The following is a 23,645-nucleotide window of genomic DNA, read 5'->3' as shown; positions in this document are numbered from 1 at the left end:
TAGCATAGGGGCCAAGGCGCCCCGGAAGCGCCTGCCGGCGGGAGAGTCCGGGGTCAGAGCTCGTCGCGGCGGCTTAGCCAGAACAGCTCGTGACGCCGCACGGCCTTGCGGAAGAATTCGTCTTCCCCGGTGCGCGGCCAGCGGCGACCGGCCAGCAGCCACTGGATGGCCCGGCGCAGGCGCTTCTTGGCCGGCAGCGGCACCAGCAGGTCGTGCTGCATCCCCAGGGCCATGGCCTTGTCCAGCCGCCGTTCGGGGGTCAGCAGCGGACTCCAGGGCACCAGGGGTGCCGGCGTCTCGATGGCGGGTGGCAGGGCGATGCCGCCCTCGGCCGGGCCCATGGGCCAGCGGTCGTTGTCGTGCAGGTGATTGGCGTAGAGCAATTCGAGCTCGGGCTGCCACTGGCTGAGGGTCAGGGCTTCACGCAGGGCCTGGGTGCTGGCCACGTGATCGGCATGGGGATCGATCTGCGGATGCGGCAGCACCACCACCTCGGGGCGGAAGTGCTCCAGCAGGGCCACCAGATCGGCCACCAGGTTGCGCCAGGTGGGGGCGCCGTCGACATCGCCGGGCAGTTGCAGGGGGTTGTGGCGACGGGCACTGCGCACATCGCCTTCGCCGGATTCGCGGGAGCCGAAGGCGTCTTCCGGCGCCTGGCGCATGGCCGGCAGCTGCAGGCAGTAGTAGCCCAGCTGCACGCAACGCTCTGTTGGTACCCCACCCCACAGCGGGGTGACCAGGCTGTCCCAGGTGCGCAGGCGCCCCTTGAGCCGGGCCGCCGTCTGGCGATCGAGACCCAGGCGCTGGTAGTACCCGGCCTCGATCTCGCCCTGGGTCAGGGTGACGATGCTGGCTTCCCGCGCCTGGCTGTAGAGACCGAAGGCGGCCAGCTCGGCGTCGTCGGCGTGGGGCGCGATGACCATCACTCTCTTGCTGCGAAGATCCGGCTGGGCGAAGACGTGCAGGCGCAACTCGCCCTGCAGCCGGCAGAAGCGCGTCCAGAGGTGCAATTCGCCGCGCCGCAGGGCCTCGGTATAGCCGCTGAGATTGACATAGCGCCGCCCGGCCACGCCGCGCTCGAAGTCCTGGCGATCCGCGTCGTCACCTGCGCGCAGACGTACTTGGGGATCCAGTAATCGGCCCAGCCAACTGGCCTTGAGGCGGCATTCCAGGAACAGCGTCAGCTCGCCCGGCGGCAATTCCACCGCGGCCAGGCGACCGTGCCGCAGATGCAGGCCCAGCACCAGGGTGTCGGCAGGGAACTGATAGCTGTAATTGTCGCGCGGCGAATAGAAGAGGTGATCGGCGAACCAGGCCTCGTGGCCGAGCCACACCAGCAGCGCCAGCAGCGGCGCGCTCCACCAGGGCCCCAGCGCCAGGCAGCCGAGCAGCACGACGGCGATGACCGCCAGGACCAGCCGCTTGTGGCGGCGGTGACGTTTGAGCAGGGCTTGTTTGCGGGCGGTCATCTCAGCTCTCGAAGACGGTGACGCGGTGGCACCAGCGGTCCTTGTAGTCGCGATCGGCGCGGCCGAAGGAATAACGCAACGTCTTGCCCAGGGCGCGGGCGTCCTGCCAGGCGGCCTGGGTGTTCAGATAGGTGAGGACGCTGCCCGGACTCAGGTCGCTGGCCGCGGGATCGACGCCGCCGTTGACGTACTCGACGCTGATCCAGTCGGGCGCTTCCACCCGATAGAGCACCTGGATCGCCACCGGGCGCTCGCCGAGCATGAGCAGCGAACCGGTCATGAATTCCCGCAGCAGGGCGAACACCTCGGCCAGCCGCGCCTTGCCCGGCACCTCGAAGCCCCAGCGCGCCTCGAACAACTGCGCATAGATCCGCGCCTGCTCGGCGCTGTCCAGCTCGGCCATGGGGACCACGCGGCCACCGGCGTCTTCGAACAGGCGCTGCTCGCGTCTCTGGTTGTAGCGGAATTTCTTCGACCAGGCTTCCGGCTCGCGGAGCATGGCCAGCTCTTCGCTCTGCCGGCGCAGACCGGCGAAACGCTCGTCGCACAGCGGCGACAGATAGCGGGCGCGCTGGCGCAGGGGCGCCAGCGCGCCAGGGGCGGCCGGCAGGATGATCTCGGCGTTGCCCAGGTCGAACAGGGCACGCTGGCGGCGCTTCTTCAGCACCGAACGCGACAGCGCCAGCTCGCGCCCCCAGCAGGGTACCGCCGCCTGCAGGCCATCCGCGCCGGGCCAGCCCAGGTAGCGCACCGGGATGCCGGCCAGCTCGGCCAGGCGGGCGATGACCTCGGGGTGGGTGGCGACGCTGCCGCCATGACGCTGCCAGGTGGCGGCATAGTCGGCGGCGGAAATCGTGGTCCAGCCGCGCTCGCGCCAGAAGCGGAATCTGTTCAGCATTCGATCGTCGGCGCCGGCGGCGCGACCTCCTCGAACTGCTTGGCATGCAGCCGCGCATAGTAGCCGTTCAGCGCCAGGAGCTCGCCATGGCTGCCACGCTCGACGATGCGGCCATTATCCATCACCAGGATCAGGTCGGCCTTCTCGATGGTGGAGAGGCGGTGGGCGATCACCAGGGTGGTACGGCCCTGCATGACGCGATCCAGTGCGGCCTGGATGTGGCGCTCGGACTCGGTGTCCAGCGCCGAGGTGGCCTCGTCGAGGATCAGCAGCGGCGCGTTCTTCAGCAGGGCCCGGGCGATGGCCAGGCGCTGGCGCTGGCCGCCGGAGAGCAGCACACCGTTCTCGCCGACCTGGGTGTCGTACTGCTGCGGCAGACGCTCGATGAATTCGTCGGCATAGGCCGCCTCGGCCGCCGCCCTGACCTGCTCCATGGGCGCCCCGGCCAGATCGCCATAGGCGATGTTGTTGGTGACGCTGTCGTTGAACAGGGTGACGTGCTGGGTGACCAGGGCGATGTGCCGGCGCAGGTTGGTCAGGCGATAGTCCTGGATCTCCAGGCCATCGAGGAGGATCTCGCCCTCTTCGTGCTGGTAGAAGCGCGGGATGAGATTGGCCAGGGTCGACTTGCCGCTGCCCGAGCGACCCACCAGGGCCACCATCTGGCCGGGCTCGGCGACGAAGTCGATGCCTTCCAGCACCGCCTTCTCGGTACCCGGATAGCGGAAGGTCAGGTTGCGCACCTCCAGGCGACCCTGGACGCGCTCGCGCTCTTCGCGGCCTTCGTCGCGCTCGGCGGGTTCGTCGAGTTGCTCGAAGATGCTTTCCGCGCCGGCCACGCCGCGCTGGATGGTGGAGCTGACCTCGGAGAGCTGGCGGATCGGCTTGGGCAAGAGGCCGGCCATGGTGATGTAGGCCACCAGGTCACCGGCGGAGGCTTCGCCGCGCAGCCAGAGCACCAGGAACATCAGCACCGCCATGGCCGAGTAGATGACCAGCTGCAGCATGGGCGTATAGACCGCGCCGGTCTTGGTCATGGTCAGCTGCTTGTCGGTGTTGGCCGTGCTGGAATCGAGGAAGCGCTGCTGCTCGTAGCGCTCGCCACCGAAGCTGCGCACCACCCGATAGCCCTGGATGGCTTCGGAGGTGATGTGGGTGACGTCGCCCATGGCCGACTGGATCTTGCTGCTCTGCTTGCGGAACTTGCGACTGGCGCTGGTCACCATCAGGGCGATCAGCGGCAGGATGGCCACCATCACCAGGGTCAGTTTCCAGTTCATCCACAGCAGGGAAGCGAACAGGAAGACCACGGTCATGCCTTCGCGGATCACCACCTTGATCGCCTCGGTAGCGGCGCCGGTCACCATGGTGACGTTGAAGGTGATGCGCGAGATCAGATGACCCGAGTTGTTGGCGTCGAAGTAGCGATTGGGCAGCCGCAGCATGTGGTTGAACAGCGCCACCCGCAGGTCGTGCACCAGGCCGAGGGAGACCCGCGCCAGGAAGTAGTTGCCGAGAAAGGAACCGACGCCCTGCCAGGCGGCGATCAGGATGATCATCAGCGGCACCGCCTGCACCAGGTGCAGGCCACCGACGATGGGCCAGCCCGGAAACATGGAGGCATTGGGGTTGTTCAGGCCATCGACGAAGTACTTGAGGATGCCCGCCAGCATCGGCTGGGTGGAGGCGAAAATCAGGAAGCCGACGATACTCAGGGCGAACATGCCGATGTAGGGCCGCACGTAGCCGAGCAGGCGGAAATAGATCTTCAGACTGGAGGTCTGCGCAGGGGAGTCTTGGCTCATGGTCTCGTCGTGACGCAAAAGCGCCATGTTAACACGCACCTGCCGCCGACCCAGCGGCGGGATTTTCCGCTAGGCTTGCCCTCCCCTGCTCCGGAACGTCCGTCATGCCCCCACTCATCGCCACCTTCGCCGAACTCAAGGACTTCTGGCGCGTGGAGGTGCTGGATGCGCCGGGCAAGCCCTTGCGCCTCAAGCGCCTGTTCCGGCGCGTAGCGGCCGGAGAGAGTCCGAGCTTTCTGTTCTGGTATCGCCTGGCGCAATTTCTCTACTGCCGCCCGCGCGGCCTGCTCAACTATCGCAAGCTGGCCGAGCGCATCAATCGCCGGCTGATCCGCCGGCACAATATCGAGATCCTGCTGGGCGCGCGCATCGGTCCCGGACTGCGCCTGCCCCATCGCATGGGCATCTGCGTGTCGAATCTGGCGGTGATCGGGCGCAACGTGATGATCCGCCAGCACACCACCATCGGCATCAAGAGCGATGATCCGGCGCGACTGGTCGGCATCTTCATCGGCGACAACGTCAGCCTCGGCGCCCACGTCTGCATCGTCGGCGACCACCTGACCATCGGTGACAATGTGGTGGTCGGCGCCGGCGCCCTGGTGATGCGCGACATCCCCGCCGACAGCCTCTACTACAGCCGCCACGAGGCGGTGATCCGCCCGCTGCCGGGCACTACGCCCGGGGATGCCGCCCGCTGAGGACGGTCCGCAGCATCTGCGGCAGGACGCCATACAGATACAGCCGGTTGCCCAAGAGCTGCCGGCCCAGATAGCGCAGCACCTTGCCGCGCGAGGCGCCCTTGTAATGCAGGCGCAGCAGCAGGGCGACATAGAATTTCTCGATGTCGCGAAAGCGCCGCTGGGCCGGGGTCTCGGCTTCCAGCTCGGACAGCGAATGGTCGAGGATGCCCGCGCAAAGCAGTTCGACCGGCTCTTCCCGCGCCAGCGCCTGCACCCGCAGGAAAAAGGAGACATCGACGCCATAGAGGGCGAAGCGCTCGTCGAAGACATCGCCGTGGCGGGCCGCGATACGCGCGGCCAGGCCCTGCGTCAGGCACAGCCCCGAACTTATGGTCACGGTAGCCTGGGGATCCAGGGGGCCCTCCACGGTCACCACCGCCTTGTACTGATGGGGATAGCGGATGGCGCCCGCCCCCAGCACCAGGGGCACCAGCAACTCGGCCTGCTGCCCGAGCGCCTGCAGAAAGCGTGCGTCCACCACGGTGTCCTGGTCGAAGATCACCAGGCGCTCGGCGCCCAGCCGCAAGGCCTGGTTGTAGACCCGGCTCAGCGGCGGATTGCCGAGGTCCTCGCTGATGAGCACCTCCGTCCAGCCCGGCGCGGCGAGCAGCGTCTGGCGATCCGCCTGAGCCAGGGGCTGGGGCCCGTTGTTCCAGACCAGCAGGACGCTGTCGGCCGGCAGGCTGGCAGAGGGCTGGGCCAGCAGGCTGTCGAGGGTGGCCGACTCCCCAGGGCGCAAGCCATAGAGGACGACGAGAAAGAGCGTTCGCATGGGCTTTCCTGAGGATGGCGGCCTAGCCGCGCACCCGCTTGCGCAGGTAGTCGAGGGCCGCGCTGGCTTCGTCGGCCAGGTGCGGACGCGGCAGGTCGTTGGGCCAGATGCCTTCGGCGAAGGCCTGGCGATCACCGCCGCCGAGGCGCTCGCTCAGCGCCCGCTCCCACCAGACGTGGCGGCAGGCGCGGGCATAGCTGTCCTGGGGTGCCAGGCAGCCATAGAGCAGCTTGCGCCCCAGACTCGCGCGCTGCTTGTCCAGTCCGGCCAGTTGCCACTTCACCCGCAGGCGGGTCCAGACATCCGGCAGCGGCTTGGTCAGCGGCACCTCCTGCCAGTGCCGCTGTAACTCCGGGGAATAGTCTTCGCCATAGCGCTCGAAGAAGTGCGCCAGCATGAAGTGCAGAAAGCGCTTTTCCGCGTAGTAGTGGCGCACGGGACCGCGCGCCGCGCTGATGGCCAGATCCGCCAGGCTGAACGACAGGGCGATCTGCTCCAGGGTATGGACCTCCTCATCGTGGCCATGCCAGTCGTCGATCAGGGCGATGGCCCGCTCGACCCGCGGCAGATGGCTGCGTGCCAGACCGCAGACGCCGCTGTTATAGAGCCGGGTCTCTTCCGCCGGCTCCTGGCCACGCGCGGCCAGGGCGGCGGCGAAACGGGCGAATTCCGGACGGGTACGGGCCTTGCGCCACGGCCACTCCTCGATGTCCATCAACCCGCGCTGCTCATCGATGCCGTCGAACAGCGCGGCCAGCGGCGTCTGGACCACGGTATCGCTGTCGAGGAACAGGGTCTTGTCGGCGGCGGGCAGCGCCCAGGCGATGGCGCAGGCCTTGCTGCGGTGCAGATAGCCGTGCTGCCCCTGCCAGGCCTTGAGCGTCGCCCCCTCGATGGCCAGCACTTCAACCGGCCAGCCGCGATAGTCCTGCGGCCGATCGGTCAGGATACGGAGGGCGATGTCCTGGCCCTGGCGCCAGTGCAGGGCGCTGAGCAGGCTGAATTTCAGCTCCTGCCGATAGGCCTGAGCACCGCCGTAGACGAAATACAGGAGTTGGCGTGTTGGGCGCATGTAAAGCTGCCGGCAAAAATCTGATTCTAGCAACAAGCGGCCGGATAGGTCGTAAGGGTCACTTCACAGCCTGCCACCTTCGGGTAACATGCACGCCCTGACGTTGACGGGTCCTGCATGAAGCCTCTCGAACATTCGCGCTATCTCGAACTGCGCGACGCCGCCCAGGTAGTGGAAGCCGACCACCATGGCGACAAGGTCCTGCGCCTCACCGATGGCAGCTATCTCAAGCTGTTTCGCCGCAAGCGGCTGTTGACCTCGGCGGCGCTGTTTCCCTACGCCCAGCGTTTTGCCGACAACGCCCGCCAACTGACCGAGCGCGGCATCCCCTGCCCGCAGGTTCTGGAGGTCTATCGCGCCGCCTCGCTGCAGCGCGACCTGGTGCACTACAGTCCGCTGCCGGGCGCCACCCTGCGTCAACTGCGTACCTCGAGCGAGGCCGCGACCCTGCGGCCTGCGCTGGGTCGCTTCATCGCCGAATTGCACGACAGTGGTGTCTATTTCCGTTCGCTGCACCTGGGCAACGTGGTGCTGACGCCGGAAGGCGAACTGGGGCTGATCGATATCGCCGACCTGCGCTGCCATGCGCGCCGTCTGCCGCTGCGCCTGCGGGTGCGCAACTTCCACCACCTGCTGCGCTATACCGAGGATCGCGACTGGCTGTTCGAACCCGGTCGCGAACCCTTCCTCAGGGCCTATGCCGAAGCCTGCCGCCAGCCCCTGGACTGGCGCGAGCTCGACCGGCAACTCCAGGACTAGTGCGGTGTTTCAGAAATTACCTGCACAATTTCGGCGGCACTTTTTTGGCCTTGGCGGCGTTGCCGCTCCTCGCCATAGCCCTGCTATGACTCGTCGCGGCGCCTAGCCCATACCAAAAAAATCACTCGCCGATTCTTGCGCGAACTTCTGAAACACCACACTAGACCGGCACCGCCTGTCCCAGCGCCAGCTTGCGCCGGCGCTGCACCTCCGCGCCGGCGATCATCGCCGCGGGCAACAGCACCAGCGGCCACAACTCGTCCGGATTGCCGATCAGCTTGGCGCCATCGAAATTGAGCATCAGCAGGGCCACGGCCAGATAGAGTCCCCAGGGATCGCGCTGGCGCAGGGCCGCGCCCAGGCTGGCCAGCATCAGCACGCCAAAGATCAGCAGCGACACCAGGCCGGTGTAGATGCCGAAGGACACGAAGATGTTGTGCGGGTGCTGGATGGCCTCGGTGCCGTGCAGCAGGTCGTGACTCTGATAGCCCAGACCGCAGCCCAGCCACCAGCCGCAGGACTCCCAGTCCTTGATCATGAAGTGGAACAGCTCGATGCGCCCGGAATCCGCGCGGCCCCAAAAGGCGACGAACCAGGCTTCGGTGTGCACCACCTGGATCACCCCGGCAATCAGGGCACTGACCAGGACCACCAGCGCCAGGGTACGCAGCGGAAAGCGCGGAAAGGCGAAGAGCACGCCGAGGGCGGCCAGGAAGCCGATGCCGACCAGGCCGGTGCGGGTCTGCAGGGCGAAGGAGATGCCGACGATGGTGACCACCACCGCCGCCAGCAACTCGATCCAGCGCCGCTCGCGGATCCAGGTGGGCGCCGCCAGGCCGCCCAGGCAGACCATCCAGATGCTCACATAGATGGGATTGGAGATGCGTCCCGGCAGGTGGATGACCCGCTGGCCGACGGCATAGTGGCCGGTGAGCCAGAACACCAGGCTGGAGCCCACGGCATAGGCGCAGACCACCCAGAAGGCCAGGCGCACGAAGCCGGGCCGGCGAAAGAAGTCGCCATCCACCAGGCAGGCCACGCTCAGCACGAACAGCAGCACATAGAGGATGTGCTTGAAGAACTGCCCCTCCTCGGCCCGCACCCCCGGCACGATGAACCAGGCGAGAAACACCAGCCAGAGCAGCAGCAGCGGCGAGCGCCAGTCGATCAGCCGCGGGCGCAGCACGAAGAGGATCAGCGCCGGCAGGGCGATCGCCGCATAGAAGTAGCTGTTGATCCACTTGGCCGTGGGTATGCACAGGTAGGCGGCCATGAACACCAGCACCGCCAGGGTGAAATAGCGACTCTGCTGCAGGCGATCGAGCAAGGGTGTCACCACAACAGGGCTCCCAGGAGTGCACCGACCAGGAAGGCCAGTGCCAGTTTGATGCGTTCCATCCGCCGGCGCTTCCGCTTGTCGTTGCGGTCCTTGTCGCTGACCACGTGCTGGCCGAAGCCGGTGTGCAGCACGGCATCGTTTTCCAGGATCAGCGCGTGGCGCTGGGCGTCGGCATAGCGCCGGGACAGTTCCTTCTCGCCGCTCAGGTCGCCATAGGGCGCGTGCAGCAGGTAGTCGGCGCGCCGGCGCAGACCGGGATTGAAGGAAAAGCCCTGCCATTCGGGCTTGTGCGAGCCGACCTCATGAAAGGCGATGCCGGCATGCACCTGGCGCGGCTTGAGATAGACGTAGGGGCTGTGGATCGCCAGGTCATGGGCATGGCTGCGCAGCCAGACCTGCAGCGCCTGGGGATCGGCCTCCAGCAGCGCCTGGGAATCCTCGATGAAGCCCGGGCGATAGAAGGCCCAGTCGTCTTCGCAGTGAAAGATCCAGCTTGTCTCGACCCGGGCATAGGCGGCGTCGACGCTGCGCATCTGGCCGAGCTTGGGGTTGTTGACGATGAACTCGGTGTGCTCGCGCCAGTGCGCCGGGATGCAGTCGCGTACCGCCTCGTCGCCGGAGTCCTCGGTGATGAAGACCCGGCGGATGGGCGCGGTGTTGAATTCGTCGAAGGTCGCCAGCGTCTGCCTGAGCAGGTCGAAGCGCCCGCAGCTGGTGACGACCATAGAGATGTCGCTGTCGGCGGAAAACTGCACGTTCTACCCTTTCTGCCAGTTGAGTCGAAAGCCGGACCTTGCGCGGCGCATCAGCGTCCCAGCCAGCTCAGCAGGCGGCGGAGGAACCCCGGTGCGACGGCCGGTCGCAGCGCTGGGGTTATAGCCGAAACGATGCGCTCACCCAAGTGGCCGAAGGCGAAAGAGTGACGCGCCAGGGCCTCTCCCGCCCTGGCGATGGCCGCGGCGTGCGCCGGATCGCTTCGCAGCCGGGCGAGTTTCTCGCGCAATTCCTCCAGCGAGCGATAGAGCACCACGTTGACGCCATCCTCGAAGCCCAGCGCCCGGTTCTCTTCTTCGCCCTGGTCATAGGTGAAGAGCACGCAGCCGCAGGCCATGGCCTCGAAGTTCTTGATCATGTATTCGCCCATGCCGACATCGGCGCCGACAAAGAAGCGGATGCGGTTGAGCGTCTGCAGGTATTCGTCGCCCGAGCGGGTCTTGGTGATCAGCAGCGGCTCGACCCTGGCCAGATCTTCCAGCAGCTGCTTGCGGCCGCTGTAGGCCACGCTGCCCAGGCTGCCGACGAAGCCCAGCTCGATGTCGCGCTCGACACCCAGGTCGCGCAGGCGACTGTCGTCGTAGCCCTTGGGCACGAAGTGGGCGTCGATCCCCTCCTCCTGCAGCCGCCGCGCCACCCCGGCGCCGGAGACCAGCACCCGGACGTGGGGCATGGCCCGGTAGTAGCGGCTGAATTTGCCGGTGTACTTGCAGGGGATGAAATTCTGGTAGGCGTCGTGTTCCAGCTCCACCAGATTGGGCAGGCTGCGAATGAAGGAGATCTGCTTGAGCTGCTTCTTGAACCTCAGAAACAGCAGGATGCGGTCGTATTGCTCGGGCTGGGGCACGGCGCGGCGGAAATAGCCGCGCAGATCGGCCTGTTCCTCGTCGCTCAGCCAGCGCAGGTCGCAGTCGCAATGGGCGGCGATGCTGGCATAGAAGTGGTCCAGCAGGATGCGTTGCTCCTTCTGGACCAGGAACAGGACTTTCACGGCGCCGGGGCCTTGAAGGCGGCGACCATCGGCAGCCGCCAGAAGTCGCGGCGCACGGCCTCGTCGGAGAAGCGCTCGGCCAGGCGCTCGCGCATGTGCTGCACGCAGGCGCGTCTCTGGCTCGGCGCCAGGCGGCCCAGATGCTGCAGACCCTGGCCCAGGGCCTCGGCGTCGCCCAGGGGAAAGAGAAAGCCCACGCCTTCGACGATCTCCCGGGCGCCGCCGCAGGAGGTGGCGATCAGGGGCACGCCGGCGGCCATGGCTTCCAGCAGGACCATGCCGAAGGGCTCGTGGTCGGAACTCAGGGCGAAGACGTCGAAGGCCTTGAAATAGCGCCGGGCGCCTTCCACCTGGCCAAGGAACAGCACCCGGTCGGCGATGGCCAGTTCGCGGGCCAGATCCTTGAGGTCTTCTTCCAGGCGACCCTTGCCGAGAATCGCCAGCAGGGCGTTGGCCGGCAGATTCGGCAGGGCGGCGGCGAAGCCGCGCAGCAGCGTGGCCTGATCCTTGTCCGGATGCAGGCGACCGACGTTGCCGACGATCCAGGCGTCATGGGGCAGCTTGAGCTCGGCGCGAGCCTGGTCGGCCGGCAGGAGTTCGCGCTCCACCGCCTCGACGTCCAGGCGGTTGTAGAGGGTCTCGATGCGCTCGGCGGGCCAGTCCTTGAGGCGCAGGCGCAATTCGTCGCGCACCGCGTCGGAGACGCCCAGCAGGGTCAGCCGCTTGCTCATCAGCTTGGCGAACAGCCGCCGGCCGAGCCGGTCGTAGTCGCCAAAGGCATGGTGCACGCCGATCACCGGCAGATTGGTGGCGAGGCAGGCGATCCAGATCGGCTTGAAGCGATGGGCGATGACGAAGCGGATGCCCCGCGAACGGACGATCTCGCGCAGCGCCTGGATGGCGCCGAGCTTGAGTCCGCGCACGTCCCGGGAAGAGTACTCCAGGAACAGCACCTCGTCGCTGCCGCAGCCGGCCGCCACCTCGGCGTCGGCGGTGCCGGTGAGAAAGACCGTGGTGACGCGATAGCCGCTGCCCGCGAAGAGGCTGGCGGTCTGGCGGGCGCAGTCGAGGAAGGGACCGTCGTAGCCGTGACAGAACTGCAGCACCCGCGGTTCGGCGGAACGCGTCATACGCCAGCCCCCTCCTTGACCACCAGGATGTCTTCCATGATCAGATACTGCAGATCCGAGCCGAAAAACATGTTCAGGGCGTCGGTGGGCGAGCAGACCATGGGTTCACCGCGGCGGTTGAGCGAGGTGTTGAGGGACACGCCGTTGCCGGTGAGCTTTTCCAGCTCGACCATGAGGTCGTACCAGCGCGGATTGTGTCGGCGCTCCAGCACCTGGGCGCGGGAGGTGCCGTCTTCGTGGACCACCTCGGGTACCCGGCTCTTCCACTCTTCGTTGACCTCGAAGGTAAAGGTCATGAAGGGCGAGGGATGGTCGACCTTGAGCATCTGCGGTGCCACGGTGTCGAGCATGGACGGGCAGAATGGCCGCCAGCGCTCGCGGAACTTGATCTGGGCATTGATGCGATCGGCCACGCCCGGCACGCTGGGGCAGCCGATGATGGAGCGACCGCCCAGGGCGCGCGGACCGAATTCCAGGCGACCCTGGAACCAGGCCACCGGATTGCCGGCCACCATGATCTCGGCGATGCGCCGGGGCATGTCGTCGATCCGCTCCCACTTGGGTGCGTTGGGATGGCGGGCGCAGGCGGCGATGACGTCTTCGTTGCTGTAGCCGGGGCCGAGATAGACGTGCTCCATCTTCTCCACCGGCACGCCGCGGGCATGGGAGACGTAGGCGGCAGCGCCGACGGCGGTGCCGGCATCGCCCGAAGCCGGCTGGACGAACAGCTCCTTGACCTCGGGACGGGCGATGATCTTCTGGTTGAGCTTGACGTTGAGCGCGCAGCCGCCGGCAAAGGCAATCTTGCCGGTCTGGCGGATGATGTCGCCCAGGTAGTAGTCCATCATCTCCAGCGCCAGCTTCTCGAACAGCGCCTGCATGCTGGCGGCATAGTGGATGTAGGGATCGTCGGCGATATCGCCTTCGCGCTTGGGCCCCAGCCACTCGATCAGCTTGGGCGAGAAGTAGTAGCCCTTGCCCTTTTCCTTGTAGCGGCGGAAACCGATGACGTTGGCGTAGTCGGTGTTGATGATCAGCTCGCCGTTCTCGAATTTCGCCAGGCGCGAGAAATCGTACTTGCTGGCATCGCCATAGGGCGCCATGCCCATGACCTTGAATTCGCCGTCGAGCATCTCGAAGCCGAGGAATTCGGTGAGGGCGCCATAGAGGCCACCCAGGGAGTCCGGATCGTAGAACTCCTTGATCTTGTGGATCTTGCCGTTCTCGCCGTAGCCGAAGAAGGTGGTGGCGTATTCGCCCTTGCCATCGATGCCGAGGATCGCGGTCTTTTCGCTGAAGCCCGAGCAGTGATAGGCACTGGAGGCGTGGGCCAGGTGGTGCTCGACGGCTTCCAGCTTGACCTTCTTGAGGTCGAAGCCGAGCTGCACCAGGCACCACTCGATGCGCTTCTGGTAGCGGTGATAGCGGCGATTGCCGAACAGGATGGCGTCCAGGGCGCGATCCGGCGCGTAGGCATAGCGCTTGGCGTAGTGCCAGCGGGCTTCGCCGAAGAGACTGATGGGCGCATAGGGAATGGCCACCACGTCGACGTCGGCGGGGGTGATCCCGGCCTGCTCCAGGCAGAACTTGGCCGACTCGTAGGGCATGCGATTCTTGGCATGCTTGTCGCGTACGAAGCGTTCTTCTTCCACCGCGGCGATCAGCTTGCCGTCGATATAGAGCGCGGCGGAGGGATCGTGGCTGAGGGCGCCGGACAGGCCAAGGACGGTCAGGGACACAGGTAAAGCCTCTGTACAGGGCGAAGCCAGGGGAGTTCGCCGGGGTTTCGCGAGGCCGCTGCAGGCCCGCCTCGCCTCAAAAACGGCGAATTATAGCCGTTCAGGCAGGCCACGGGTAATGGCCGCACGCCGGAGCGGGGCTTAGCGCACGGCGATTCAGCCCTGGTACAGATGGCGGCGCTTCGCTCAAGCCGGCGGCAGGCGCTCGTCGAGCAACCGGTGCAGGGCGCTGTCGGCCGGCCAGTTGCGCAGCAAGCGGGCACGGTCGCGGGCATAGGCACTGGCATAGGCGCTGTCGCTGCCGTGGGCCTGCAGGGCGTCGAGGTCGATCACCAGCCAGCGGCCGTCGTGCCAGATCAGGTTGGTGCCCTTGAAGTCGCCATGGCCGAGGCGCTCGCGACGCAGGGCCTCGACCAGCGCCAGCAGGGCGTCCAGCTCGGCCGCCGGCGGTGCGGAATCCACATAGGGGGCGAAACGCTCCAGCAGATTGGGTCCGTCGACGAAGGGCGTGACCAGATAGGCGCGACCGCGCAGGCCGAGGAAGCGCCGCTCGCGCACGGCCAGGGGCTCGGGGGTGGGAATGCCGAGGAACAGCAGGCGATGGCCTTCGCGCCAGCTGTGCCAGGCCCGGCTCGGTCGCCAGAAGCGCGTCAGCCAGTGGCCGAAGCCCTTGATGTTGTATCTCTTGAGCACCAGGTCCTGGCCCTGCCACTGCAGCCGGGCCACGGTGGCGGCGCCGCCGTCCTTGAAGGTCGGCAGGCCGGCCAGGGCGGCATCGGGATCGGCCAGCAGGCCTTCCAGGCGACTCAGCCAGGTACGGCGCACGGCGATCAGGCCGAAGGCACTGCGGGTGACGGCGAACAGAGTGCACTCCCGACCGCTCTTCTTCAGGTAGTCGGCCAGGCGCCAGCGGCGGATCTCGGCGGTGCGCGCCAGCAGGGCGTCGAGGCGCAGGGCGTGCTCGGCATTGACCAGCAGGTAGTGAATCAGCAGTTCTTCCAGCTGGGCATCCAGGGCGGCCGGCAACTGGGCGAAGAACACCGCCAGATTCTCCTGCACCCGCGCCTGGGACAGCGGTTGGCCGACGCTCTCGGCCTGGATGTCCGCCGCATCTATGACCAGAGCGGCGCCGTCCTTGACCAGCAGGTTGTCCAGGTGCAGATCGGCTTGCCAGAGGCCCTGGGCATGCAGCCGCGCCAGGGTGGCGAGGGCGGCGCCAAGCAAGTCGTTCTGCGCCGGCGACAGGGGTGGCTCGGCGGCCACCTGCTGCCAGAGCTGCTCGACGCTGGGCGCCGCCTCGATGAAGTCGAACAGCAGCCAGGCGCCCTGCCCGCCTGCCTCGCCGCTGTCCAGCAGCGCGGGAGTCGGCGCCGCGGCGGCCGCCAGCAGGCGACAGCCCTCGCGCTCGCGGGCGAATTGCCGGCTCGCGCGCTCGCCGACCAGCAGCTTGGCCAGCACCCGCCGGCCCTGCCAGCGGGCTTCGCCGACATAGCGCTGACCGGGCAGCACCCTGAGCAGCGACAGCACTTCCAGTTCGCCACCGGGCAGTTCGATGCGCAGCGGCAGGGCTGGCGCGCGGCCGGCCCTGGCCAGTTGCTCCAGGGTCATGCCTTGCGCTCCTTGTGGCGGCGACGCCCGGCCAGACGCTGGCTCCAGTCCCGCACGGCGGCGCTGTCCAGCGGCTGGTCCAGATAGCTCGCCAGCAGGCGGGCGATGTCCGATTCACGCCATTGCGGCGCGCGGCGCAGCAGGGGTTCGAGATCGCGCAGGCGATCGCGCCGGCCGAACAGCAGCGGCCGGGTCTTTTCCAGATCGATCAGCCGCGCGACCAGGCCTTCGCCCTGGCGCTGCAGGAACAGATGCTTGGGATAGAAGCAGCCGTGCACCTGGCCGGCGCCGTGCAGCTGCCGGGCCAGTTCACCGACGGCGACCAGCACCGCCTGGCGCTCGTCCGGCGCCAGGTGCGGCCAGACCCGCAGCCAGCTGTCCAGATCGCGCCAGTCATCCAGCGCCCGGGTCAGCAGGATGGCGCGCCAGCCCTGGTCGTCGCGGCGCTCGCCGTAATAGGCCAGCTCCAGTGCCGGGATGCCGAGCTCGGCGTAGCGGCGGATGTTGCGACTCTCGCGGGCAAAGGTCGGCTCGCCCAGCGGGCGGGCCAGGGTCCGGGTCAGGTAGTCGCGCTGGCGCTTGAGGTAGTAGCCATGACCGGCGACGTCCAGGCGAAACACCTGGCTGAAGCCGCCGCGCCCCTGGTTGGGTTCATCCACCGCGGGCAGCTCCAGCGCCCACAGCGCCGCGAAGCTGTCCAGACCCTGGCCGGCCAGCACGGCCCGATCCTCGGCCGCCCATACCTCGTTCATTCCCGCCCCTTGAAATAGTCCAGCACCTCGCGGATGCGCCCCTTGTCGTTGTCGCTGAGGCGCGCGCGACCGCGGTACTGCAGATAGAACCTGAGGCGCTGGGTGCGCGACAGCTGGTACTTGGCCACCTTGTCCAGGCAGGCCAGGTCCTTGACGATGCGCCAGCGCAGCCAGTGGCCGACCCAGAAGGCGCCGGCCGGGCAATCGATGAAATAGAGCACGCCCTGGCCATCCACCAGCAGGTTGCGCCACTTGAGATCGTTATGGACGAAATGGTGGTCGTGCAGGGTGCGGGTGGCCGCGGCCAGCTGGCGGCTGACGTTGTCGACCCAGACCCGGTCGCGCAGGCGTGGATCCTCGCGCCGGGCCAGTTCGGCGAGATCCAGGGTGTCGGGAATCTCGCGGGTGATCATGGCGCCGCGGGTGAACCCCCGCGGCGAACGCTCCATCCCCCAGGCCACCACCGGCGCGGTGGCGATGCCCCACTTGGCGAAGCGCTTGAGATTCTGCCACTCGGCCTTGACCCGCGGCCGCCCGACATAGCGCCGTAGCCCCTTGCCAGCGCCGTGGTAGCGCTTGACGTAGTAGCGGATGCCGTCGCGCTCGATGCGCACCACTTCCGACAGCGGATCGCTGGTCAGGCGTTCGCCGGTCAGGGCGAACACCGCGTCCAGCGTCGCGAATTCGGGCAGGTGGGCGACGCTGGAATCGATGCGCCAGTCAGCCATCAGAGCCGGTCCCCGTAGCGTTCCTTGCGCTCAAGCAAGGCGGCGGCCTTGCGTTCCAGCCGCGCCAGCAGCGGGGCTTCGTCGCGCAGGATCTCGCGCAGCGGGCGCTGGAAGTAACCGCGCAGGAAGCGCAGGAAGTCGCGCCGCGTCAGGCCGATGCCCAGGGCGGAGAAATACAGTCCGGCCAGGTCCTTGTCGCGCCAGCGCCGGGGCACCTGGGCGCGGCACTGGGCGCGGTGCAGGTCGATCAGCCAGAGTCGCAGAGTGGCCACGGTGACCGGCTGGGCGGTGTCGAGCAGGAAATGGCAGATGTAGCAGTCGCGATGATTGACGCCGGCCCGGTGCATGGTGCCGGTCATGCGCGCCACCTCGGCGATCAGCGCCCGCTTGAGCGCCGGCTCGGGCGGCTGGCGGACCCAGTCGAGACTGAAGTCTTCGAGACTGACGGTGGGCGCCAGCTCTTCGGTGATGATGAAGGAGTGCTGGGTCGCCGGATTGACGCCGCGCTCGCCGAAGGCCACGGCGGTCATGGTCGGCACGCCGACCTGGTGCAGCCGCTCGATGGCCTGCCATTCCTGGCGCGCACCCAGCACCGGCTGCTTGGCCTGCAGCAGATTCTTGGCGATCTCGCCCCAGCCGATGCCGCGGTGGATCTTGACGAAGTAGCCGCGCCCGGCCACCTCGGTGCGCAGGGTGCGGCGGCCGTCCAGTTCGCGATAGACCTGGCCCTGCAGGGCCTCCACGGCGACGAAGGGATCCTGGCCGGCCCAGAGGCTGGCGAAGGGCTCACGCAATTCCAGGGTCATGCCACCCCCAGGATGACATCGGCGGCGCGCTCGGGCAGCGAATAGAGATCGGCGCTGTCGGCGAAGGCCAGGCCGTTGCGACCCTGCACCGCACGGCGCTCGGGATCGGCCAGCAATTCGGCCAGCATCCGGTCCAGGATCTCCTGGGCGAAGGGCGACGGCACCACCTCGCCGGCGCGGGCCTCGTCGATGTAGTGGGCATAGCCGCAGACGTCGGTGACCAGCACCGGCAGCCCGGCGACCAGCGCCTCCAGGAGCACGGTACCGGTGTTCTCGTTATAGGCCGGATGGATCAGCAGATCGGCGCCGAGCAGGAAGCGTGGGATGTCGCTACGCCCCTTGAGGATCTGGACGCGATCGCTCACGCCCAGGGCCTTGGCCTGCAGCAGGAAGGGCTTGGGATCGTCCTGGCCGATGGCGAACAGCCGGGTGCGCTTGCGCAATTCCCTGGGCAGGGAGGCCAGGGCGCGCAGACTGCGATCAAGGCCCTTGGTCTTGAAGCCGGAACCGATCTGCACCAGCAGCAGCTCGCCCTCCTCCAGCTCGAATTCGCGGCGGAAGTCGGCGCGGATCTCGGCGGCATTGGCCGGCGCGCGACGGTCGGCGGCGATGCCCGGCGGCAAGAGGTGGAAGCGCGGCGCCGGCGTGCCGTAGTGCTTGACGAACAGCGGCTGCTGCACCTCGGAGATCATCAGGATCTCGGTGGAGGACTCGGGCGCGAACACCGCCCGCTCGTATTCGGCGAAGTGGCGATAGCGACCCCACTGGCGATAGAGCGGGTTGCGCAGGGTCTGGGCCTTGTCCTCGAAACAGGGATCGGCGGCGTAATAGACGTCCAGTCCCGGCATCTTGTTGAAGCCGATCACCCGATCCACCGGATCGCGGGCGAGGTCGGCCTGCAGCCAGGCGTGGAATTTCTCGTTGCGTCGGTGATTGAACAGGGCGCTGACCCGGGCCACCCGCACATCGAAGCCCTCCGGTACCGGGCCTTCCCAGATCAGGGTGTAGACGCGAATGGCATGGCCGCGGCGCTGGCACTCCTGGGCGATGCGCAGGAAGTCCCGCTGCAGGCCGCCAAAGGGAAAGTACTTGTAGAGCACGAAAGCCAGGGTCATGCGGGGAGGTCTTCCAACAGCAGGGTTTCCAGTTCCAGTTCGACCCGCTCCGGGGTCAGGGCGGCCAGACTCGCGGCGGGCTGATCGCGCGGCTCGTCGGTGCCATCCAGGCCCACGGCGCTCAGGTGCACCTGGGAGCGGCCGTAGGCGCCGACCTTCTTCGGACTGGTCGGGCCATAGAGCGAAACGGTGGGCACGTCCAGGGCGGCCGCCAGGTGGCCAAGGCCGGTATCCACCGCCACGCAGGCCCGGGCGCCGGCCAGCACCTTGGCCACCCCGGCGAGATTCAGGCGCGGCAGCACCTGGACGCCATCCAGGCCGTCGGCGATGCGTTCGGCCCGGGCGTGCTCCGCCTCGTTGCCCCACAGTAGCCGCACCGGCCAGTCCAGCCGGCTCATGCGTTCGGCCAGTTCGCGCCAGTGGGCCTCGGGCCAGTGCTTGCTGACCCAGGTGGTGCCATGCAGGAACACCACATAGGGCGTCTCGTTGGGCCCGGCCAGGCGTTGCCGATCCAGGCCGTAGTCACCCACGCCGGCCGGCAGCGGATAGTCCAGCGCCTGGGCGAACAGCTGGCGGATCCGCTCCAGGGCATGCTGCCCCTTGGCCACGTGATAGCGTTCGTCATAGAAGCGGCTGGCCAAGGGCTCGCGCGCGGAATTTCGGTCGAGACCGGCCACCGGCGCCTCGGCATAGCGGGTCAGCCAGGCGCTCTTGAGCAGGCCCTGGGCATCGATCACCCGGTCATAGCGCTGCTCGCGCACCCGACTCTTGAATTCGCCCCATTCGCCACTGGCCCAGGCGGAAAAGGGCTGCTTGCGCCAGCGCCGCAGGGCCACCGGGATCACCTGGCTCACCGCCGGGTGCCAGGCGGGAATCTCGGCGAAGCCTTCTTCCACCACCCAGTCGAAGCAGATGCCGGGGATGGCCCGGGCCGCATCGGTCAGCGCCGGCAGGGTATGGATGACATCGCCGAGCGACGAGGTCTTGACCAGCAGCACGCGCATCTAGCCCACCTCGACCGGATCGGCGACCAGACGGCCGAGGGCGTCCTGCACCAGGCTCGGCTGCAAGAGGCGCAGGCAGTCGTAGTGACCGAAGCGACAGGTGCGGTCGAAGCAGGGACTGCACTCCAGCCCCAGGCGCACCACCTCGACCTGACTGGCCAGTGGCGGCGTGAAGCCCGGCGAGGTGGAGCCATAGACCGCCACCAGCGGGCGATCCAGGGCGGCGGCCACGTGCATCAGCCCGGAATCGTTGCTGACCACGGCGCTCGCACAGGAGAGCAGGTCGATGGCCTCGGCCAGGGAGGTGCGCCCGGCGAGGTTGCAGACATCTTCCTCGAAGCCGGGGGTGACCCATTCGCGGATCTCTTCACCGCCCGGGGCATCTTTCTGCGAGCCGAACAGCCAGACCTGCCAGCCCTGGCGCAGCCGGGCATCGGCCACGGCGGCATAGTGCTCGGCCGGCCAGCGCTTTGCCTCGCCGAACTCGGCACCCGGACAGAGCGCCAGCACCGGCCGGTCCAGACTCAGGCCGAAGCGTTCCAGGGCGGCGTCGCGGCTGGCCGGATCGATAGCCAGGCGCGGTTCGGGATAGGGTTTGGGCAACTCGGCACCGGGTGCATGGGCCAGCGCCATGAAGCGCTCGATCATCAGCGGATAGCGGGCCTTGTCCAGGGTGCGGATGTCGTTGAGCAGGCCGAATCTCATCTCGCCGCGCCAACCGGTGCGCTTTGGGATGCCGGCGAAATAGGGTACCAGCGCCGACTTTAGCGAGTTGGGCAGGAGGATCGCCTGGTCATAGCGACCTCGCAGCTGCTGGCCGATGCGCCGGCGGGTGGCCAACTCGAAGGCGCCATGGCCGAGGGGAAAGCTCAGGGCTTCGCGCACCTCGGGCATGCGCTCGAGCAGCGGGCGACTCCACTCGGGGGCGAGTACGTCGATCTGGCAGTCGGGGTGCTGGCGCTTGAGGCAGACGAAGAGGGTCTGCGCCATCACCATGTCGCCGACCCAACTGGGTCCGATGATCAGAATATTCATGCTGGAAGGCGATCGGCACCTAGCGGGTGGCCGACTCCCACTCCCTCAGGCCCGGCCTGATCGAAAGCTCGCGCACGGACATCGACATCTTGCCTCTCCTTACTGATGACGGCCTAAAAGGTGGCCGGATTGCCGGACGGCGTGTCCAGCCCCAGGCCGTGCCAGATACGGCGTACTTCGTCGCGCTTGGCGAGAAAGCCGTCGGCCGGCACCTTGCCCGGCTGCTTCTGCAAGACCAGGCGGTGCAGCGCGGCGCGGTAGGCCTTGTAGGCTTCGCGCAGGGCAATGGCGTCCGTGGCCGGTACCAGACCAGCCGCTTCGAGGGATTCCAGGATGCGGATGTTGTCGGGAAAACGCAGCAATTCGGGATGCTGCCACGACCAGGCCAGAACGGCATATTGGACCATAAATTCGATATCGACGATACCGCCGGCATCCTGCTTGAGGTCGAACAGCTGCTCCGGCCGGCGTGCGTTCGGCCCCAGTCCGCCGGCGGTCAGCGCGGTGCCGAGGTTGTCGAGCATCTTGTCGCGCATGCCGGCCACGTCGGCCTGCAGGGTCGCCAGCTCCCGTTGCCGACCGAGGATGCGCGCCCGCACCGCGTCGAAGCGCTCGCCAAGCCGCGGGCAACCCGCCACCACCCGCGCCCGCACCAGGGCCTGGTGTTCCCAGGTCCAGGCCTCGCTCTGCTGGTAGCGCTCGAAGGCCTCCAGCGAACTCACCAGCAGCCCCGCCGCGCCGGACGGCCGCAGGCGCATGTCCACCTCGTAGAGGGTGCCCACCGGGGTGGTGGTGGTGAGCAGATGGATGATCCGCTGACCGAGGCGATTGAAGAACTGGGCGCCATCCATGGGCTTGGCGCCATCGGTCTCGGCCAGGGGATCGGCGTCGTGGATGAACACCAGGTCGAGATCCGAGCCGTGGCCGAGTTCGATGCCCCCGACCTTGCCATAGCCGACGATGACGAAATCCGGCTGGCAGGGCGAGCCATCGCGCCGCTGCGGCGTGCCATGACGCTGCACCAGCTGACGCCAGGCCAGGCCGAACACCTCTTCGAGGATCACCTCGGCCAGCCAGGTGAGATAGTCGCTGACCTTCATCAGCGGCAGGCTGCCGGCGATCTCCGCCGCCGCCACCCGCAGGCTGTGGGCGCGCTTGAAGTGGCGCAGCACGTCCATCTGCTGCTCCAGGTCCTCTTCGGGCAGGCGCATCAGGCGCTCGCGCAACTCGGCGGCCAGTTCCGGCTTCTGCGGCGGATGATAGAGCCGCCCTTCGTTGAGCAATTCGTCGAGCAGCGCCGGATAGCGGGCGATCTGCTCGGCCACCCAGGCACTGGCGCCGCAGAGTTCCAGCAGCCGCGCCAGGGCCGGCGGATTCTCGCTAAGCAGGACCAGGTAGGCCGAGCGGCGCGCCACCGCCTCCACCAGCGGCAGCACCCGCTCCAACGCCCGATCGGGTTGCTCGTCGGCGCTGACCGCATCCAGCAGCCGCGGCATGAAGGCATCCAGGCGTTCGCGACCGGCGCGCTGCATGGCGCGCACCTGACCACTGGCGCGCAGGCTGGCCAGCAATTCCAGCGCCTGCTCCGGCGCCTGGAAGCCCGCCTCGCGCAGTCGCGCCAGGGACTCCTCGGGATCGAGCAGGTCGTCCCACAGCGGCAGCCAGCTGTCTTCCAACTCGGCGCTCTGGGTCTCCTCCTCGGGATCGGCGATGGTCTGCTGGAAGTGCCAGTCGATGCGGCTGCGCCAGCCGTCGAGCGCCGCGCTGAATTCATCCCAGTCGGCATGGCCCATGAGAAAGGCCACCCGCGCCCGGCCCTGGGGATCCACCGGCAGGGTCTGGGTCTGCTGGTCGGCGATGGCCTGCAGCCCGTGCTCGACATAGCGCAGGAAGCAATAGCCCTCGCGCAACTCGGCTTCGGCCGCGGCCGGCAGATAGTCGCGCTCGCGCAGACTGGTCAGCACCCTGAGCAGCGGTCGCTGCTGCAGCGCCGGATCGCGTCCGCCGTGGATCAGCTGATAGGCCTGGGCGATGAATTCCACTTCGCGGATGCCACCCGCGCCCAGCTTGACGTTGTCGGTCATGCCGCGCCGGCGCACCTCCTGGCGGATCAGCTGCTTCATGCTGCGCAGGGCTTCGATGGCGGAGAAATCCAGATAGCGCCGATAGACGAAGGGCCGCAGCAGGGTCAGCAGCTCGGCGCCGCTGGCCTGGTCGCCACCGACCACCCGCGCCTTGATCATGGCGTAGCGTTCCCAGTCGCGCCCCTGGTCCTGGTAATAGAGCTCCATGGCGGCAAAGCTCAGCACCAGGGCACCGGCGCTGCCATAGGGCCGCAGGCGCATGTCGACGCGAAAGACGAAGCCGTCCACGGTGACGGCGTCCAGCGCCTTGATCAGGCGCTGCCCGAGGCGGGTGAAGAATTCCTGGTTGTCCTGCTCGCGCCGCGCGCCGCGGGTCTCCCCGGCCTCGCCATAGGCGAAGATCAGGTCGATGTCGGAGGACAGATTGAGCTCTCCCGCGCCCAGCTTGCCCATGCCCAGCACCACCAGCTGCTGCGGCTGGCCGCTGTGGCGTCCGGTCGGCACGCCGAACTGGCTGCACTGCTGGGCGTACAGCCAGGCGCAGGCCTGGTCGATGCAGGCATCGGCCAGGTCGCTGAGGTCGCGACAGGTCTCCACCAGATCGGCGCGGCGGGTCAGGTCGCGCCAGACGATGCGCACCTGCTGCAGCATGCGGAAGCGCCGCAGCCGCCGTCCCAGTTCGGCTTCGTCCGGGCAGTCGGCCAGGGCGTCGCGCAGGCGCTGCGCCATGGCCCCCGGCGCCAGCGACAGCGCAAGGTCGCCGCTGTCGACCAGCGCCAGGCAAGGCTCGGGCAACCGGCAGAACTGCTCGACGACGAAGTCGCTGAGGGCAGCCACCCGTCGCCAGTCGGCGCATTGCGCCGCGGACCAGTTCGCCTGGCGGGCCGCCGCCGCGGGCAGCGTGGCCAGGGCATCGGCCAGACGCCGGTCGGCGAGCTCGGCACATGCGACGAGAGTCGGAGGCAGATCGGGACGAAGGAGGGGTATCATGGGCAGTCCTGCGCAGGGACGGTCGAATCCCG

20 protein-coding genes are annotated in these 23,645 nt (G+C 67.8%); 2 read left to right on the top strand and 18 right to left on the bottom strand.

Annotated elements, in window-relative coordinates; all coding sequences use genetic code 11:
- Positions 1-53: 53 nt before the first annotated feature.
- Genes PSK12I2_RS0111855 through msbA form a run of 3 tightly spaced genes read right to left on the bottom strand, consistent with a single transcriptional unit; the run spans position 54 to position 4,172 of the window.
- A complete protein-coding gene (locus tag PSK12I2_RS0111855) occupies positions 54-1,469 on the bottom strand; it encodes a PIG-L deacetylase family protein (protein WP_027598566.1) in 1,416 nt (471 codons plus the stop codon).
- Position 1,470: 1 nt separating this feature from the next.
- Positions 1,471-2,367, bottom strand: coding sequence for a GNAT family N-acetyltransferase (locus PSK12I2_RS0111850; RefSeq protein ID WP_027598565.1), 897 nt, complete (start codon positions 2,365-2,367; stop codon positions 1,471-1,473).
- Complete coding sequence (gene msbA, locus PSK12I2_RS0111845; RefSeq protein WP_027598564.1) at positions 2,361-4,172, bottom strand: lipid A export permease/ATP-binding protein MsbA; 1,812 nt, start codon at positions 4,170-4,172, stop codon at positions 2,361-2,363. Before msbA ends, PSK12I2_RS0111850 begins: the two co-directional genes overlap by 7 nt.
- 104 nt (positions 4,173-4,276) lie before the next feature.
- On the opposite strand from msbA, the gene PSK12I2_RS0111840 reads away from it, so the two are divergent.
- Entirely contained in the window at positions 4,277-4,873 is a 597-nt protein-coding gene (locus PSK12I2_RS0111840; protein WP_027598563.1) for a serine acetyltransferase, read from the top strand.
- Here PSK12I2_RS0111840 and PSK12I2_RS0111835 read toward each other — a convergent pair.
- On the bottom strand, positions 4,848-5,687 hold the full coding sequence (locus tag PSK12I2_RS0111835) for a glycosyl transferase (protein WP_027598562.1): 840 nt from the start codon (positions 5,685-5,687) through the stop codon (positions 4,848-4,850). The two genes, PSK12I2_RS0111840 and PSK12I2_RS0111835, sit on opposite strands and share 26 nt — an antisense overlap.
- 22 nt (positions 5,688-5,709) lie before the next feature.
- On the bottom strand, positions 5,710-6,759 hold the full coding sequence (locus tag PSK12I2_RS0111830) for a hypothetical protein (RefSeq protein ID WP_027598561.1): 1,050 nt from the start codon (positions 6,757-6,759) through the stop codon (positions 5,710-5,712).
- Positions 6,760-6,876: 117 nt separating this feature from the next.
- Between PSK12I2_RS0111830 and PSK12I2_RS0111825 the strand changes: the two genes are divergently transcribed.
- The gene (locus PSK12I2_RS0111825) at positions 6,877-7,518 is read left to right on the top strand and encodes a lipopolysaccharide kinase InaA family protein (protein WP_027598560.1); all 642 of its coding nucleotides are present in this window, start codon (positions 6,877-6,879) and stop codon (positions 7,516-7,518) included.
- A gap of 160 nt (positions 7,519-7,678) precedes the next feature.
- Here PSK12I2_RS0111825 and PSK12I2_RS0111820 read toward each other — a convergent pair whose 3' ends face one another.
- The 13 genes from PSK12I2_RS0111820 to glnE form a co-directional block, all read right to left on the bottom strand.
- Entirely contained in the window at positions 7,679-8,845 is a 1,167-nt protein-coding gene (locus PSK12I2_RS0111820; protein ID WP_027598559.1) for an O-antigen ligase, read from the bottom strand.
- 5 nt (positions 8,846-8,850) lie between these two features.
- Positions 8,851-9,582, bottom strand: coding sequence for a glycosyltransferase family 2 protein (locus PSK12I2_RS0111815; RefSeq protein WP_169853368.1), 732 nt, complete (start codon positions 9,580-9,582; stop codon positions 8,851-8,853).
- An 80-nt stretch (positions 9,583-9,662) separates the two neighbouring features.
- The gene (locus PSK12I2_RS0111810) at positions 9,663-10,622 is read right to left on the bottom strand and encodes a glycosyltransferase (protein WP_027598557.1); all 960 of its coding nucleotides are present in this window, start codon (positions 10,620-10,622) and stop codon (positions 9,663-9,665) included.
- A complete protein-coding gene (locus PSK12I2_RS0111805; RefSeq protein WP_027598556.1) occupies positions 10,619-11,752 on the bottom strand; it encodes a glycosyltransferase in 1,134 nt (377 codons plus the stop codon). The genes PSK12I2_RS0111810 and PSK12I2_RS0111805 overlap by 4 nt, the downstream gene beginning before the upstream one ends.
- Entirely contained in the window at positions 11,749-13,491 is a 1,743-nt protein-coding gene (locus PSK12I2_RS0111800) for a carbamoyltransferase (RefSeq protein WP_027598555.1), read from the bottom strand. Before PSK12I2_RS0111800 ends, PSK12I2_RS0111805 begins: the two co-directional genes overlap by 4 nt.
- Positions 13,492-13,677: 186 nt before the next feature.
- Positions 13,678-15,099, bottom strand: a complete 1,422-nt coding sequence (locus tag PSK12I2_RS0111795; protein ID WP_027598554.1) for a lipopolysaccharide kinase InaA family protein — start codon at positions 15,097-15,099, stop codon at positions 13,678-13,680.
- A complete protein-coding gene (locus PSK12I2_RS0111790; RefSeq protein ID WP_027598553.1) occupies positions 15,096-15,851 on the bottom strand; it encodes a lipopolysaccharide kinase InaA family protein in 756 nt (251 codons plus the stop codon). The genes PSK12I2_RS0111795 and PSK12I2_RS0111790 overlap by 4 nt, the downstream gene beginning before the upstream one ends.
- Positions 15,848-16,579, bottom strand: coding sequence for a lipopolysaccharide kinase InaA family protein (locus PSK12I2_RS0111785; protein WP_027598552.1), 732 nt, complete (start codon positions 16,577-16,579; stop codon positions 15,848-15,850). Before PSK12I2_RS0111785 ends, PSK12I2_RS0111790 begins: the two co-directional genes overlap by 4 nt.
- Positions 16,579-17,385 carry a lipopolysaccharide core heptose(I) kinase RfaP gene (rfaP, locus tag PSK12I2_RS0111780; protein WP_027598551.1) on the bottom strand — a complete coding sequence of 269 codons (807 nt, stop codon included), beginning with the start codon at positions 17,383-17,385 and terminating at the stop codon, positions 16,579-16,581. Before rfaP ends, PSK12I2_RS0111785 begins: the two co-directional genes overlap by 1 nt.
- Positions 17,382-18,500, bottom strand: coding sequence for a glycosyltransferase family 4 protein (locus PSK12I2_RS0111775; RefSeq protein ID WP_027598550.1), 1,119 nt, complete (start codon positions 18,498-18,500; stop codon positions 17,382-17,384). Before PSK12I2_RS0111775 ends, rfaP begins: the two co-directional genes overlap by 4 nt.
- Complete coding sequence (waaC, locus tag PSK12I2_RS0111770) at positions 18,497-19,504, bottom strand: lipopolysaccharide heptosyltransferase I (protein ID WP_007161951.1); 1,008 nt, start codon at positions 19,502-19,504, stop codon at positions 18,497-18,499. Before waaC ends, PSK12I2_RS0111775 begins: the two co-directional genes overlap by 4 nt.
- Entirely contained in the window at positions 19,505-20,539 is a 1,035-nt protein-coding gene (gene waaF / locus PSK12I2_RS0111765; protein ID WP_027598549.1) for a lipopolysaccharide heptosyltransferase II, read from the bottom strand. It abuts the gene before it with no gap.
- A 113-nt stretch (positions 20,540-20,652) separates the two neighbouring features.
- Entirely contained in the window at positions 20,653-23,613 is a 2,961-nt protein-coding gene (glnE, locus tag PSK12I2_RS0111760; protein WP_027598548.1) for a bifunctional [glutamate--ammonia ligase]-adenylyl-L-tyrosine phosphorylase/[glutamate--ammonia-ligase] adenylyltransferase, read from the bottom strand.
- Positions 23,614-23,645 lie beyond the last annotated feature (32 nt).

This window comes from Pseudomonas sp. MOIL14HWK12:I2 (genome assembly GCF_000510745.1).
GTDB lineage: Bacteria > Pseudomonadota > Gammaproteobacteria > Pseudomonadales > Pseudomonadaceae > Chryseomonas > Chryseomonas oryzihabitans.
The sequence above is the reverse complement of the archived record's forward strand: the minus strand, read 5'-3'. Positions and strand labels throughout refer to the sequence as shown.